The 13,638-nt window shown below is 65.6% G+C and carries 13 protein-coding genes; 11 read left to right on the top strand and 2 right to left on the bottom strand.

From position 1 onward, the window contains the following. Nucleotide 1: 1 nt before the first annotated feature. The 6 genes from hemL (at nucleotide 2) to lnt (ending at nucleotide 6,065) form a co-directional block, all read left to right on the top strand. Nucleotides 2–1,285 carry a glutamate-1-semialdehyde 2,1-aminomutase gene (gene hemL / locus ACYUME_RS03425; protein ID WP_279881348.1) on the top strand — a complete coding sequence of 428 codons (1,284 nt, stop codon included), beginning with the start codon at nucleotides 2–4 and terminating at the stop codon, nucleotides 1,283–1,285. A 208-nt stretch (nucleotides 1,286–1,493) separates the two neighbouring features. Continuing rightward, a complete protein-coding gene (locus ACYUME_RS03420; protein ID WP_279881346.1) occupies nucleotides 1,494–2,039 on the top strand; it encodes a tetratricopeptide repeat protein in 546 nt (181 codons plus the stop codon). Between the two features lie 169 nt (nucleotides 2,040–2,208). Beyond that, complete coding sequence (locus ACYUME_RS03415) at nucleotides 2,209–3,207, top strand: PhoH family protein (protein ID WP_279881344.1); 999 nt, start codon at nucleotides 2,209–2,211, stop codon at nucleotides 3,205–3,207. Further along, nucleotides 3,200–3,673 carry an rRNA maturation RNase YbeY gene (gene ybeY, locus ACYUME_RS03410; RefSeq protein WP_460418057.1) on the top strand — a complete coding sequence of 158 codons (474 nt, stop codon included), beginning with the start codon at nucleotides 3,200–3,202 and terminating at the stop codon, nucleotides 3,671–3,673. The genes ACYUME_RS03415 and ybeY overlap by 8 nt, the downstream gene beginning before the upstream one ends. Nucleotides 3,674–3,699: 26 nt before the next feature. Continuing rightward, nucleotides 3,700–4,539, top strand: a complete 840-nt coding sequence (locus tag ACYUME_RS03405) for an HlyC/CorC family transporter (protein WP_279881339.1) — start codon at nucleotides 3,700–3,702, stop codon at nucleotides 4,537–4,539. Nucleotides 4,540–4,547: 8 nt separating this feature from the next. After that, a complete protein-coding gene (gene lnt, locus ACYUME_RS03400) occupies nucleotides 4,548–6,065 on the top strand; it encodes an apolipoprotein N-acyltransferase (protein ID WP_460418056.1) in 1,518 nt (505 codons plus the stop codon). 96 nt (nucleotides 6,066–6,161) lie between these two features. On the opposite strand, the gene ACYUME_RS03395 is transcribed toward lnt, so the two are convergent. Continuing rightward, on the bottom strand, nucleotides 6,162–6,923 hold the full coding sequence (locus tag ACYUME_RS03395) for a YdcF family protein (protein WP_460418055.1): 762 nt from the start codon (nucleotides 6,921–6,923) through the stop codon (nucleotides 6,162–6,164). Nucleotides 6,924–7,052: 129 nt separating this feature from the next. Beyond that, the gene (locus tag ACYUME_RS03390; RefSeq protein ID WP_279881333.1) at nucleotides 7,053–7,355 is read right to left on the bottom strand and encodes a hypothetical protein; all 303 of its coding nucleotides are present in this window, start codon (nucleotides 7,353–7,355) and stop codon (nucleotides 7,053–7,055) included. Nucleotides 7,356–7,595: 240 nt separating this feature from the next. On the opposite strand from ACYUME_RS03390, the gene leuS reads away from it, so the two are divergent. The 5 genes from leuS to ACYUME_RS03365 all read left to right on the top strand — a co-directional run bounded on the left by leuS (nucleotide 7,596) and on the right by ACYUME_RS03365 (nucleotide 13,635). Continuing rightward, entirely contained in the window at nucleotides 7,596–10,202 is a 2,607-nt protein-coding gene (gene leuS, locus ACYUME_RS03385) for a leucine--tRNA ligase (protein ID WP_460418054.1), read from the top strand. A 61-nt stretch (nucleotides 10,203–10,263) separates the two neighbouring features. Further along, nucleotides 10,264–10,869: an LPS-assembly lipoprotein LptE gene (locus ACYUME_RS03380; RefSeq protein ID WP_279881328.1), complete on the top strand. Its 606-nt coding sequence runs from the start codon at nucleotides 10,264–10,266 to the stop codon at nucleotides 10,867–10,869. A gap of 37 nt (nucleotides 10,870–10,906) precedes the next feature. Further along, complete coding sequence (gene holA, locus ACYUME_RS03375) at nucleotides 10,907–11,944, top strand: DNA polymerase III subunit delta (RefSeq protein ID WP_279881326.1); 1,038 nt, start codon at nucleotides 10,907–10,909, stop codon at nucleotides 11,942–11,944. A gap of 151 nt (nucleotides 11,945–12,095) precedes the next feature. Further along, nucleotides 12,096–12,260, top strand: coding sequence for an alternative ribosome rescue factor ArfA (arfA, locus tag ACYUME_RS03370; protein WP_050707056.1), 165 nt, complete (start codon nucleotides 12,096–12,098; stop codon nucleotides 12,258–12,260). A 61-nt stretch (nucleotides 12,261–12,321) separates the two neighbouring features. Beyond that, nucleotides 12,322–13,635 carry a lytic murein transglycosylase gene (locus ACYUME_RS03365; protein ID WP_460418053.1) on the top strand — a complete coding sequence of 438 codons (1,314 nt, stop codon included), beginning with the start codon at nucleotides 12,322–12,324 and terminating at the stop codon, nucleotides 13,633–13,635. Nucleotides 13,636–13,638: the final 3 nt, after the last annotated feature.

Here is a 13,638-nt window from a genome sequence, read left to right as displayed (position 1 = left end):
CATGTCCCGTTCCGAAGCCCTGTTCGCCCAAGCCCAGAAACACATTCCCGGCGGCGTCAACTCGCCGGTGCGCGCCTTCAAGAGCGTCGGCGGCACGCCGCTGTTCTTCAAGCACGCCGAAGGCGCCTATGTCATCGACGAAGACGACAAGCGCTACGTCGACTACGTCGGTTCCTGGGGCCCGATGATCCTCGGCCACGGTCACCCTGAGGTGCTCGATGCCGTGCGCAAGCAGCTCGAGCATGGTCTGTCCTACGGCGCGCCGACCGCCATGGAAACCGAGATGGCCGACCTGGTCTGCTCGATCGTGCCGTCGATGGAAATGGTGCGCATGGTCAGCTCCGGCACCGAAGCCACCATGAGCGCCATCCGCCTGGCCCGTGGTTACACCGGCCGCGACGCGATCATCAAGTTCGAGGGCTGCTACCACGGCCACTCCGACAGCCTGCTGGTCAAGGCCGGCTCCGGCCTGCTGACCCAGGGCGTGCCGAGCTCGGCGGGCGTGCCGGCGGACTTCGCCAAGCACACCCTGACCCTGCCGTTCAACGATATCGCTGCCGTCGAGAAGACCCTCGCCGACGTTGGCCAGACCGTGGCCTGCATCATCGTCGAGCCGGTGGCCGGCAACATGAACTGCGTGCCACCGGCGCCGGGCTTCCTCGAAGGCCTGCGCGCGCTGTGCGACAAGCACGGCGTGGTGCTGATCTTCGATGAAGTGATGACCGGCTTCCGTGTATCGCTGGGCGGCGCCCAGGGCCACTACGGCATCACTCCGGACCTGTCGACCTTCGGCAAGATCGTCGGCGGCGGCATGCCGGTCGGCTGCTTCGGCGGCAAGCGCGAGATCATGGGCTGCATCGCGCCGCTGGGCCCGGTCTACCAGGCCGGCACCCTGTCGGGCAACCCGCTGGCCATGGCCGCCGGCCTGACCACCCTGAGACTGATCAGCCGCCCGGGCTTCCATGACGAGCTGAGCGCCTTCACCAGCCGCATGCTCGACGGCCTGCAGCAGCGCGCCGATGCCGCCGGCATCCCGTTCGTCACCACCCAGGCCGGGGCCATGTTCGGCCTGTACTTCAGCGGCGCCGACGACATCGTCACCTTCGATGACGTGATGGCCAGCGATGCCGAGCGTTTCAAGCGCTTCTTCCACCTGATGCTCGAAGGCGGCGTGTACCTGGCGCCAAGCGCCTTCGAAGCGGGCTTCACCTCCATCGCCCATGGCGACAAGGAGCTGCAGATCACCCTGGATGCGGCCGAGCGGGCGTTCGCCAAGATCAAGTAAGGCCCCCTTCGCGGGTAAACCCGCTCCCACAGGTTGACTGGTGCCCCTGTGGGAGCGGGTTTACCCGCGAAGGCCTCGGCACAGGCGACATTGCAACGACCTTCACAACGCAGAAATCTGAGTAAAACTTTGTAAGGTTGACGCTGCTTATCCCATAATGTGCCACCAGAGACATTGGCCGCAGCTTTGCAGAGGTAAGTCGATCCCCATGAACCGCACCGGCCGCGCCCTGACCCTGGGCTGCCTGTTGCTTCTTCAGCCCCTGCTGGCCCTGGCGGAGGGCGGTAACTCGCTGCTGATTCCAGCAACGGGCCGCTGCACCCTTGGCACCGCGCCCGAGGAGCTGCAGAACGCCCTGAAGGCCTGCGAGCAGACGGCGGAATCCGGGGATGCCGAAGCACAGTACGAACTGGGCGAGTTCTACTACAGCAGCACGCCACGTCATCTCGACAATGCCCTGAAATGGTTCGAAAAAGCCTCGCTGCAGGGCCAGGCCCAGGCCCAGTACCGCCTTGGTTCGATGTTCTTCCATGGCGAAGGCGTCAAGGCCAACAACGTGCAGGCCTACATCCTGCTGAAGATCGCCGCGGTCAATGGCGCCGAAGACGCGCTGGACATGGCCGACGAGGTCACCGAGCAGATGCCCCGCGACGAGCTCGAACACGCCACCCAGGTACTCGGGCAGATCTTCCGCAAATACCTGCTGGAATTGCAGAACGCCGAAGGCCGCACCCCATTCTCGCCCCTTCCGTGAACCGCGCCGATGCCAAGCGCATCACCGAATCGTCAACTTGCCCTGCCACACTCGACAAGCGGATCGCAACGTTCACACCGACCCTTGATCGTTTCAGTGCTTTCGCCACTGCCACTCAAGGGTTATTCTTGAGTTCACATTCATTGCCGTCGAGCGGCTAAAAACGACCTTGAACGCACCCATACAACCCCATCGCTTCATCCTCGAACCCTTCGAGGCCAACCGCTTCGCCAACCTGTGCGGCCAGTTCGACGAGCACCTGCGCCTGATCGAACAACGCCTGGCCATCGAGATCCGCAACCGCGGCAATCAGTTCGAACTGATTGGCGAGCCCAAGACCACCTCCGCCGCCGAACAGCTGCTGCGCCGCCTCTATCGCGAGGCCAAGGCCACCGACCTGTCGCCGGAAACGGTCCACCTCTATCTCCAGGAGTCGACGGTCGAGAACCTCGACAATCCGGCGGTCAACGAAGTCAGCGTCTCGCTGCGCACGCGCAAGGGCAACATCCGCCCGCGCGGCGTCAACCAGCAGCGCTACGTCAAGGAAATCCTGGCCAACGACATCAACTTCGGCATCGGTCCGGCCGGTACCGGCAAGACCTACCTGGCCGTGGCCTGCGCCGTCGATGCGCTGGAACGAGAGCAGGTGCGCCGCATCCTGCTGGTGCGCCCGGCGGTCGAGGCCGGCGAAAAGCTCGGCTTCCTGCCCGGCGACCTGGCCCAGAAGATCGACCCGTACCTGCGCCCGCTCTACGACGCGCTCTACGAGATGCTCGGCTTCGAGCACGTGGCCAAGCTCATCGAGCGCCAGGTGATCGAGATTGCGCCGCTGGCCTACATGCGTGGCCGCACGCTCAACAACAGCTTCATCATCCTCGACGAGAGCCAGAACACCACGCTCGAACAGATGAAGATGTTCCTCACCCGCATCGGCTTCGGCTCCACCGCGGTGATCACCGGCGACATCACCCAGGTCGACCTGCCCCGCGGCACCAAGTCGGGCCTGGCCCACGTGATCGAGGTGCTCAAGGACGTCCCGGGCATCAGCTTCACCCACTTCCAGCCCAAGGACGTGGTGCGCCACCCCCTGGTGCAGCGCATCGTCGAAGCCTACGACCGCTTCGACGCCCGTCAGGCCAAGCCCGAGGCGCCCGGCAAAGATGCTTGAACTCGACCTGCAACGGGCCACGGACGCCGTTGCCCCCGATGACGCCGCCTTCCGTCGCTGGTGCGAGCTCGCCTTGCGCCAGCGCAGCGCCGATTCCGAGATGACCATCCGCCTGGTCGACGAACAGGAAGGTCGCGAGCTGAACCACACCTACCGGCACAAGGACTACGCCACCAACGTATTGTCCTTCCCGGCCGACGTGCCTGACGACCTGCTCGACATCCCGCTGCTGGGCGACCTGGTGATCTGCGTGCCGGTGGTCGAGCGCGAGGCTGCCGAACAGGGCAAGTCGCTGCAAGCGCACTGGGCGCACCTGGTGATCCACGGCTGCCTGCACCTGCTTGGCTACGATCACATCGACGATGACGAAGCCGAAGAGATGGAAGCGCTGGAACGGGATTTGCTGGCCGAACTGGGGCATCCTGATCCGTACGCCGACGACGAAACCGAATCAATCACACACTGACACTGCAAGGATCACGAGTAACCGCCATGAGCGAAGACCGATCGAGCAACGGGCAAAAGTCCTGGCTGGGCAAGCTGACCCAGGCTTTTGCCCATGAGCCGAAAAACCGCCAGGAGCTCCTCGAGCTGCTGCGCGAAGCCCATCAGAACAAGCTGCTCGACAGCGAAGCGCTGACCATCGTCGAAGGCGCCATCCAGGTCGCCGACCTGCAGGTGCGCGACATCATGGTGCCGCGCTCGCAGATGATCAGCATCAAGGCCAGCCAGTCGCCCCGCGAGTTCCTGCCGGCGGTGATCGACGCCGCGCACTCGCGCTACCCGGTGATCGGCGAGAGCCATGACGATGTGCTCGGCATCCTGCTCGCCAAGGACCTGCTGCCGCTGATCCTCAAGGACAACGGCGAGAGCCTCAACATCAAGGACCTGCTGCGTCCGGCCACCTTCGTGCCCGAATCCAAGCGCCTGAACGTGCTGCTGCGCGAGTTCCGCGCCAACCACAACCACATGGCCGTGGTCATCGACGAGTACGGCGGCGTCGCCGGCCTGGTCACCATCGAGGACGTGCTCGAGCAGATCGTCGGTGACATCGAGGACGAGCACGATGTCGAGGAAGACAGCTACATCAAGCCGCTGCCCAGCGGCGATTTCCTGGTCAAGGCGCTGACCCCGATCGAGAACTTCAACGCATTCTTCGACAGCGAGTTCTCCGATGACGAATTCGACACCGTCGGCGGCCTGGTGATGAGCGCGTTCGGCCACCTGCCCAAGCGCAACGAGACCACCGAGATCGGCGGCTATCGCTTCCGCATCCTCAACGCCGACAGCCGTCGGATTCACCTGCTGCGCCTGACCCCGATCAACCGTTAAGGACGAACATGCGCTGGATCACCCGCCCCGGCTGGCCCGGTAACCTGCTGGCCTTGGCGGCCGGCGCCTCCACCCTCCTGGCCCTGGCGCCCTTCGATATCTGGCCGATCGCGCTGCTGGCGCTGATGGTGTTCTATGCCGGGCTGCGCGAGCTGAGCCCGCGCCAGGCCATGGCCCGTGGCTGGTGCTTCGGCTTCGGCCTGTACGGCGCCGGCACCTGGTGGATCTACGTCAGCATGAACACCTACGGCGGCGCCTCGCCGCTGCTGGCGGTGTTGCTGCTGGTGGCGTTCTTCGCCTGCCTGGCGTTCTTCTTCGCCCTGCCCGCCTGGCTCTGGGCGCGCTGGTTGCGCCGCGACGAGGCGCCGCTGGCCGACGCCCTGTGCTTCGCCGCCCTGTGGCTGCTGCAGGAAGCGTTCCGCGGCTGGTTCCTCACCGGTTTCCCTTGGCTCTATTCCGGCTACAGCCAGCTCGACGGGCCGCTCGCCGGGCTCGCCCCGCTGGGTGGCGTGTGGCTGATCTCCTTCGCCCTGGCGCTGACCGCCGCCTTGCTGTGCAACCTCTACCGCCTGCGCGAGCGCCCGGCGTTCCTGGCCGTGGGCGTGCTGTTGCTGGCCGCGCCGTGGATCCTCGGCATGGCCCTCAAGGACCACGCCTGGACCAAGCCTGCGGGTGACCCGCTCAAGGTCGCCGCCCTGCAGGGCAACGTCGAACAGGACCTGAAGTGGGACCCGGCGCACGTCAACGCGCAACTGGCGCTGTACCGCGACATGAGCTTCAGCTCGCGGCCCGTCGACCTGCTGGTCTGGCCGGAAACCGCCGTGCCGGTGCTCAAGGACCAGGCCCAGGGCTACATCGACATGATGGGCACCTTCGCCGCCGAGCGGCACTCAGCGCTGATCACCGGCGTGCCGGTGCGCCAGGTGGTCCACCAGCAGCGCCGCTACTTCAACGGCGTCACCGTGGCCGGCGAAGGCGACGGCACCTACCTCAAGCAGAAGCTGGTGCCGTTTGGCGAGTACGTGCCACTGCAGGACATGCTGCGTGGCCTGATCGAGTTCTTCAACCTGCCGATGTCCGACTTCGCCCGCGGTCCCGAGGACCAGCCGCTACTGCAGGCCAAGGGCTACCAGGTAGCGCCGTACATCTGCTACGAGGTGGTCTACCCCGAGTTCGCCGCCAGCCTGGCCGCCCGCAGCGACCTGTTGCTGACCATCAGCAACGACACCTGGTTCGGCACTTCGATCGGCCCGCTGCAGCACCTGCAGATGGCCCAGATGCGCGCACTGGAAGCCGGCCGCTGGATGATCCGCGCCACCAACAACGGGGTGACCGCGCTGATCGATCCGTTCGGTCGGATTACCACGCAGATTCCGCAGTTCCAGCGGGCGGTGTTGTATGGCGAGGTGGTGCCGATGCAGCAACTGACGCCGTACCTGCAATGGCGCTCGTGGCCGCTGGCGATCGTCTGCGCGCTGCTGCTGGGCTGGGCGCTGCTGGCCGGGCGCATCGCCAAGACCGTCTGATGTTTCGCGGGTAAACCCGCTCCCACAGGTCGAATTGGCGCTCAACCTGTGGGAGCGGGTTTACCCGCGAAGAGGCCGGCGCAGGAAGCCCGAGACTCAGTAGAACAACCGATACCCCAGCAACCCCACCGCCTCGTTCAGCAACTGTCCGTTCTGCCAGAGCGCCCGGCTCTCGGGCAGCAATCCGGCGAAGGGTCGCGCATGGTCCCGCCCGAGGAAACCGACCGGTGCGGGCACCACCTCCAGCCCGGCGCGCTCGAAGCTCCAGCGCGCACGCTGCATGTGCCAGGCCTGGGTCACCAGCACCACGCGCCTGACCCCCTGCGCCTGCAGTAACCTGGCGCTGAACTGGGCGTTTTCCCAGGTCGTGCGGCTGGCTTCTTCCTTCCAGCGTACCGCTACCCCGAAGTCTGCCTGCAGGCGGTCGGCCATCAACTGCGCCTCGCTGGGAGGGGTCCCATAATGCAGGCCACCGCTGGTCAGCAGCGGCAGCCCCGAGGCCTTGGCCAGCTGCGCGGCGTAGCGCATGCGCTCGAGCGCGACGAGGCTCGGCTGGTCCGCGCCAGCCCAGGCCGGATCGCCACGCTCGCGCCCGGCCCCGAGCACCACGATCGCGTCCGCCCTGCTCGCCAGGCGCGCCCAGTCATCGGCGACCAGCGCCGGCTCGGTCTCCAACCTGCGCGCCACCTGCTCCACCACCGCGGGCAGGCTCATCAGGTACAGGCCACCCAGGCCCAGGGCGAAACACGCAGCGGCCAGGCGCGGCCGGCGACGGCGCCACCACCAGGCAGCCAGCAGCAGCAGGAGCAAAACGCCTGGCGGCATCAGCCATTGTTTGATGAAAAAGCGAACCGGCATCACGCACCTCCATGGAAGGCGTGCAGCCTAAGAGGATCGGCACCGGCCCTCAAGGGCAACCGGCGCCGATCGCAACATGCAACGTGAAGACCCGGCGCATCGAACCGCGCCAGCAACAGCCCTGAACGGCTATCGGGATGGCAGCGTCCTGGAGCTCGCGCGCTTGCGATCCTTGAGCCAGACGATCCTGGCCGAGGAAGGCTCCGGTCGCGAGTAGGCACCGGCACAGGTAAAGCGACCGTCCGGAAGGGATTCCAGATAGGCCTTGATCACTTCGAACTCGGCGTGGCTCAGGCCGCGCAACTCCAGTTCGGCGGGCATTTCATCGCGCAATCTGACCGACGTTCTGGCCACTTCCAGTGCCAGGCCCAGACGGTCGATCAGGCGTTCGTAAAGCTCCGGTTTGTTTGCGGTTAGCTGCGACTCTCCCATCCGTTCACCTCATTGAAGGTAAGAATATCTCCCCCCACAAATGAGCTTAGCGTCACTCGCAAAAGCGGCCGCTCGCCGCGACCAACGGCCCGCCCGGCAGCCGATGCAATCAGGGTTTCCCACGATACCGGGCGCTCATGTATGCTACGGCGTTCACTCTCTCAAGATACCGGAGTGCCGGACGCAGCGCGGTCGAGCTGCCTGGAACATGTCTCTTATTCCTCTCAATACAAAGTAGCCATGCACGAACAATACACGCCCCGTGATGTAGAAGCCGCCGCCCAGAATGCCTGGGACGAGCAACAATCGTTCGCTGTCACCGAACAGCCAGGCAAAGACACGTACTACTGCCTATCGATGTTCCCGTACCCGAGCGGCAAGCTACACATGGGCCATGTGCGCAACTACACCATCGGCGACGTGATTGCCCGCTACCAGCGCATGCTCGGCAAGAACGTCCTGCAGCCGATGGGCTGGGACGCCTTCGGCATGCCGGCGGAAAACGCCGCGATGAAGAACAACGTCGCCCCGGCCAAGTGGACGTACGAGAACATCGACTACATGAAGACCCAGCTCAAGAGCCTGGGTCTGGCCATCGACTGGTCGCGTGAAGTCACCACCTGCAAGCCGGACTACTACCGCTGGGAGCAGTGGCTGTTCACCCGCCTGTTCGAGAAAGGCATCATCTACCGCAAGAACGGCACCGTGAACTGGGACCCGGCGGACCAGACCGTACTGGCCAACGAGCAGGTCATCGATGGCCGTGGCTGGCGCTCGGGCGCGCTGATCGAGAAGCGCGAGATCCCGATGTACTACTTCCGCATCACCGACTACGCCGACGAGCTGCTGGAAAGCCTCGACGAGCTGCCGGGCTGGCCCGAGCAGGTCAAGACCATGCAGCGCAACTGGATCGGCAAGTCCCGCGGCATGGAAGTGCAGTTCCCCTACGACCAGGCCAGCATCGGTCACCCGGGCACCCTGAAAGTCTTCACCACCCGTCCGGACACCCTGATGGGCGCGACCTACGTCGCCGTCGCCGCCGAGCACCCATTGGCCACCCAGGCCGCCCAGGGCAACCCGGCGCTGCAGGCGTTCATCGACGAGTGCAAGAGCGGCAGCGTCGCCGAGGCCGACATGGCCACGCAGGAGAAGAAGGGCATGGCCACTTCCCTGTGCGTCGAGCACCCGCTGACCGGCGAGAAACTGCCGGTATGGGTCGCCAACTATGTGCTGATGCACTACGGCGATGGCGCCGTGATGGCCGTGCCGGCCCACGACGAGCGTGACTTCGAGTTCGCCCACAAGTACAACCTGCCGGTCAAGGCGGTGGTGCGCACCAGCGTTGGCGACGAAGTCGGCAGCGAATGGCTGGCCGCCTACGGCGAGCATGGCCAGCTGATCAACTCCGGCGAGTTCGACGGCCTGGACTTCCAGGGCGCCTTCGACGCCATCGAGGCCGCGCTGATCCGCAAGGACCTGGGCAAATCGCGCACCCAGTTCCGCCTGCGCGACTGGGGCATCAGCCGCCAGCGCTACTGGGGCTGCCCGATCCCTATCATCCACTGCCCGTCCTGCGGCGACGTGCCGGTGCCGGAAGACCAGCTGCCGGTCACCCTGCCGGAGAACGTGGTGCCGGACGGCGCCGGTTCGCCACTGGCGCGCATGCCCGAGTTCTATGAGTGCACCTGCCCGAAATGCGGCACTGCGGCCAAGCGCGAAACCGACACCATGGACACCTTCGTCGAGTCGTCCTGGTACTTCGCCCGCTATGCCTCGCCGAACTACGACAAGGGCCTGGTCGATCCGAAAGCCGCCAACCACTGGCTGCCGGTGGACCAGTACATCGGCGGTATCGAACACGCGATCCTGCACCTCTTGTACGCGCGCTTCTTCCACAAGCTGATGCGCGACGAAGGCCTGGTGACCTCCAACGAGCCGTTCAAGAACCTGCTGACCCAGGGCATGGTCGTCGCCGAAACCTACTACCGTGTCGCCAGCAACGGCGGCAAGGACTGGTTCAACCCGGCCGACGTCGAGGTCGAGCGTGACGCCAAGGCCAAGATCATCGGCGCGCGTCTGAAGACCGACGGCCTGCCGGTGGAAATCGGCGGCACCGAGAAGATGTCGAAGTCGAAGAACAACGGCGTCGACCCGCAGTCGATGATCGAGCAATACGGCGCCGACACCTGCCGCCTGTTCATGATGTTCGCCTCGCCGCCCGACATGAGCCTGGAATGGTCCGATTCCGGCGTCGAGGGTGCCAGCCGCTTCCTGCGTCGCGTCTGGCGCCTGGCCCAGGCTCACGTAGCTCAGGGCCTGCCGGGCAAGCTGGACATCGCGAGCCTGAGCGACGAGCAGAAGGTCATCCGCCGCGCCATCCATGCCGCCATCAAGCAGGCCAGCACCGACGTGGGCCAGTACCACAAGTTCAACACCGCCATCGCCCAGGTGATGACCGTGATGAACGTGCTGGAAAAGGCCCCGCAGGCCACCGCTCAGGACCGCGCCCTGCTGCAGGAAGGTCTCGAGGCCGTCACCCTGCTGCTGGCGCCGATCACCCCGCACATCTCCCACGAGCTGTGGAAGGCCCTGGGCCACGACCAGGCCGCCATCGACGCGGCCTGGCCGACGGTCGATGAAAGCGCCCTGGTGCAAGACACCGTGACGCTGGTGGTGCAGGTCAACGGCAAGCTGCGCGGCCAGGTGGAAATGCCCGCCGCCGCCAGCCGCGAGGAAATCGAAGCCGCAGCCCGCAACAATGAGAACGTCCTGCGCTTCACCGACGGCCTGACCATTCGCAAGGTCATCGTCGTACCGGGCAAGCTGGTCAACATCGTCGCCAACTGATGGCAACGCCCGCCTGCCGATCCGGCAGGCGGGCGTATTCGGTCCACGAGGGAGCTACAACATGATCAAACGCAATCTGCTGGTAATGGGCCTGGCCGTCATGCTCAGCGCCTGCGGTTTCCAGCTGCGCGGCACCGGCACCAACGAGCTGAGCATCAAGGAGCTGGATCTCGGCGCCCGCAACCAGTACGGCGCGACCGTCATGCAACTGCGCCGCACCCTGGAAAGCAGCGGCGTCAAAGTCTACTCGGGCGCGCCCTACAAGCTGGTGCTGACCAACGAGCAGGAGAGCTCGCGCGCCGCAACCTACACCGGTGGCAGCCGCTCGGCGGAGTTCGAGCTGACTACCGTGCTGAACTACTCGATCGAAGGCCTGAACGACAGCGTACTGCTTGCCGACAAGCTGCAAGTGCAGAAGTACTACGTGTACAACGGCAACAACATCAACGGTTCGGGCCAGGAGGAGAACCAGGTTCGCGAAGAGATGCGTCGCGACCTCGTGCAGGGCATGCTCGCTCGCCTGCAGCAACTGACCCCGGCACGCCTCGACGACCTGCAACGCAAGGCCGACGAACGCGCCAAGGCTGAAGCCCAGGCTCTCCAGGAAGCTCAGCGCGTGCGCGACGAGACGCCTCAGCAGTCGCCGATGGAAATCCCGGCTCCCTGAGCCTGAACGGGGCACCTGAGGTGCCCCGTACCTTGCCATGAAGCTTTCCCCCGCCCAACTCAACAAACACCTGCAAGGCCCGCTCGCGCCCGTCTATATCGTCAGCGGCGACGATCCGTTGCTCTGCCAGGAAGCCGCCGACGCCATCCGCGGCGCGGCGCGCCAGCAAGGCCATGACGAACGCCAGGTGTTCAGCGCCGACGCCAACTTCGACTGGGGCAACCTGCTGCTGGCCGGCGCGAGCCTTTCCCTGTTCGCCCAGCGCCGCCTCCTGGAACTGCGCCTGCCCTCCGGCAAGCCTGGTGACAAGGGCGCCTCGGCCCTGATCGAATACTGTGCCAACCCCGCCGAGGACACGCTGTTGCTGATCAGCCTGCCCAAGCTCGACGGCAGCGCGCAGAAGACCAAGTGGGGCAAGGCACTGATCGAAGGCGCGCACTGCCAGTTCATCCAGATCTGGCCGGTGGACGCCCAGCAACTGCCCCAGTGGATCAACCAGCGCCTCACCCAGGCCGGCCTGTCCGCGCAGCGCGATGCCGTCGATCTGATCGCCGCGCGGGTAGAAGGCAACCTGCTCGCCGCCGCCCAGGAGATCGAGAAGCTCAAGCTGCTCGCCGAAGGCAACCAGATCACCGTGCAGACCGTCCAGGCGGCGGTCGCCGACAGTGCCCGTTTCGATGTGTTCGGGCTGGTCGATGCCATCCTCAACGGCGAGGCGGCGCATGCCTTGCGCATGCTCGAAGGACTGCGCGGCGAAGGCGTCGAACCTCCGGTGATTCTCTGGGCCCTGGCCCGCGAGCTGCGCCTGCTGGCGGGTCTCGCCCAGCAGTTCAGCCAGGGCGTGCCCCTGGACAAGGCCTTCAGCCAGGCGCGACCTCCGGTGTGGGACAAGCGCCGTCCGTTGGTGAGCAAGGCCCTGCAGCGCCTCTCCGCGCAGCGCTGGGCCATGCTGCTGCAAGATGCCCAGCGCATCGATGCGCAGATCAAGGGGCAAGCCGAAGGCTCGCCGTGGACCAGCCTGGCGCGGTTGTCGCTGCTCATGGCCGGACAGCGCCTGGCGCTGCCCGCCGAGTAAGGCACATCGCGGGTCAAGCCCGCTCCCACAGAGGTATCGTGGGAGCGGGCTTGACCCGCGATGAGGGCCACCGCAATAAACACAATCAATTGGCTCACATAGCGCTACAGGCCTAGAGTGCGTCCGCAATCCACCCCACCGGGAACCCGCCATGAGCAAGAAGCCGAAAAAGCACGGCCCCAACAAGGCCAAGTCGATCATCGCCCAACCGCTGTTCCGCTGCCGCCAGGAACGACCGGAAAAGGGCAAAGGCAGCTACCGCCGCGAAGCCTTCCAATCGAGAGATTGGGAGGCTTCCTGCTTTATGGCGGCATGAAAGGCACGAACAGCCCAGTCATGGTATGGTCGGCACCTGACCTGCAATTCTGGATTCGTGCATGCCCTCTCGTCTCACTCTCCGCTGGCAGCCCCGCCAGCTGATCGCGGCCACCAGCTTCATCCTGCTCGTCGCCTGCGCCGAGAAACCTACCGCCGCCGATGCCCTGCCGCTGGCCCCCGCCCAGCCCGCTCCCGTCGTCACGCTGCCTGGCGCCACGCCTGCAGTCGGTACCGAAATCCAGCCTCTGCAGACATTCGCCCAATGGCAGGCGGGCTTCCGCCAACAAGCCCTGCAAGCCGGTATCGGCGCCAGCCTGTTCGATCGCGCCTTCCTCGGCGTCACCCCGGACATGGACGTGATCAAGGCCGACCGCAGCCAACCTGAATTCAGTCGCCCGGTCTGGGAATACCTGGACGGCGCCCTGTCGCCGCTGCGTGTGCGCAATGGCAAGAAACTGCTGGAGCAGAACGCCGAGCTGCTGACCCGTATCGAGCAACGCTACGGCGTCGACCGCCAGGTCCTGGTCTCGGTGTGGGGCATGGAGAGCAACTTCGGTCAGTTCCAGGGCAACAAGTCGGTGATCCGCTCGCTGGCGACGCTGGCCTATGAAGGCCGCCGCCCGCAGTTCGCCCAGGACCAGCTGATCGCCGCCCTGCAGATCCTGCAGAACGGTGATATCCAGCCTGACGCCATGCGCGGCTCCTGGGCCGGCGCCATGGGCCAGACCCAGTTCATCCCGACCACCTACCTCACCCACGCGGTGGATTTCGATGGCGACGGCCGCCGCGACATCTGGAACAGCACCGCGGACGCCCTGGCGTCCACCGCGCACTACCTCCAGGCCTCCGGCTGGAAGCGTGGCCAGCCTTGGGGCTTCGAGGTGCAGGTGCCTGCCGGCTTCGATTACTGGCTGGCCGATGGCAGCCAGCGCAAGAGCGTCAGCGAGTGGTTGCAGCTGGGCGTGAAACTGCCGGCCGGCACCCAGTTGCCAACAGGCAGCAGCCAGCTGTCGGCAGCCCTGCTGCTGCCAGCCGGCGCCCGTGGTCCGGCGTTCCTGGTGCTGGACAACTTCCGCGCGATCCTCAAGTACAACAACTCGTCGTCCTATGCGCTGGCGGTGAGCCTGCTGGGCGATCGCTTCTCCAACTGGGGCTTCATCGCCGGCAGCTGGCCCAAGGATGACCTGCCACTGAGCCGTACCGAGCGGATCGAGCTGCAGACGCTGCTCAATGCCAATGGCCATGAGGCGGGTAACCCGGACGGCATCATCGGCGCCAATACCCGCAAGGCGATCCGCAATGCGCAGCAGGCGCAGGGTTGGCCGGCGGATGGTTATCCGACGCACAAGCTGCTCGATAGCCTGCGTCGCTAGAAA

The sequence above is a fragment of the Pseudomonas sp. microsymbiont 2 genome, from assembly GCF_054788395.1.
The sequence above is the reverse complement of the archived record's forward strand: the minus strand, read 5'-3'. Positions and strand labels throughout refer to the sequence as shown.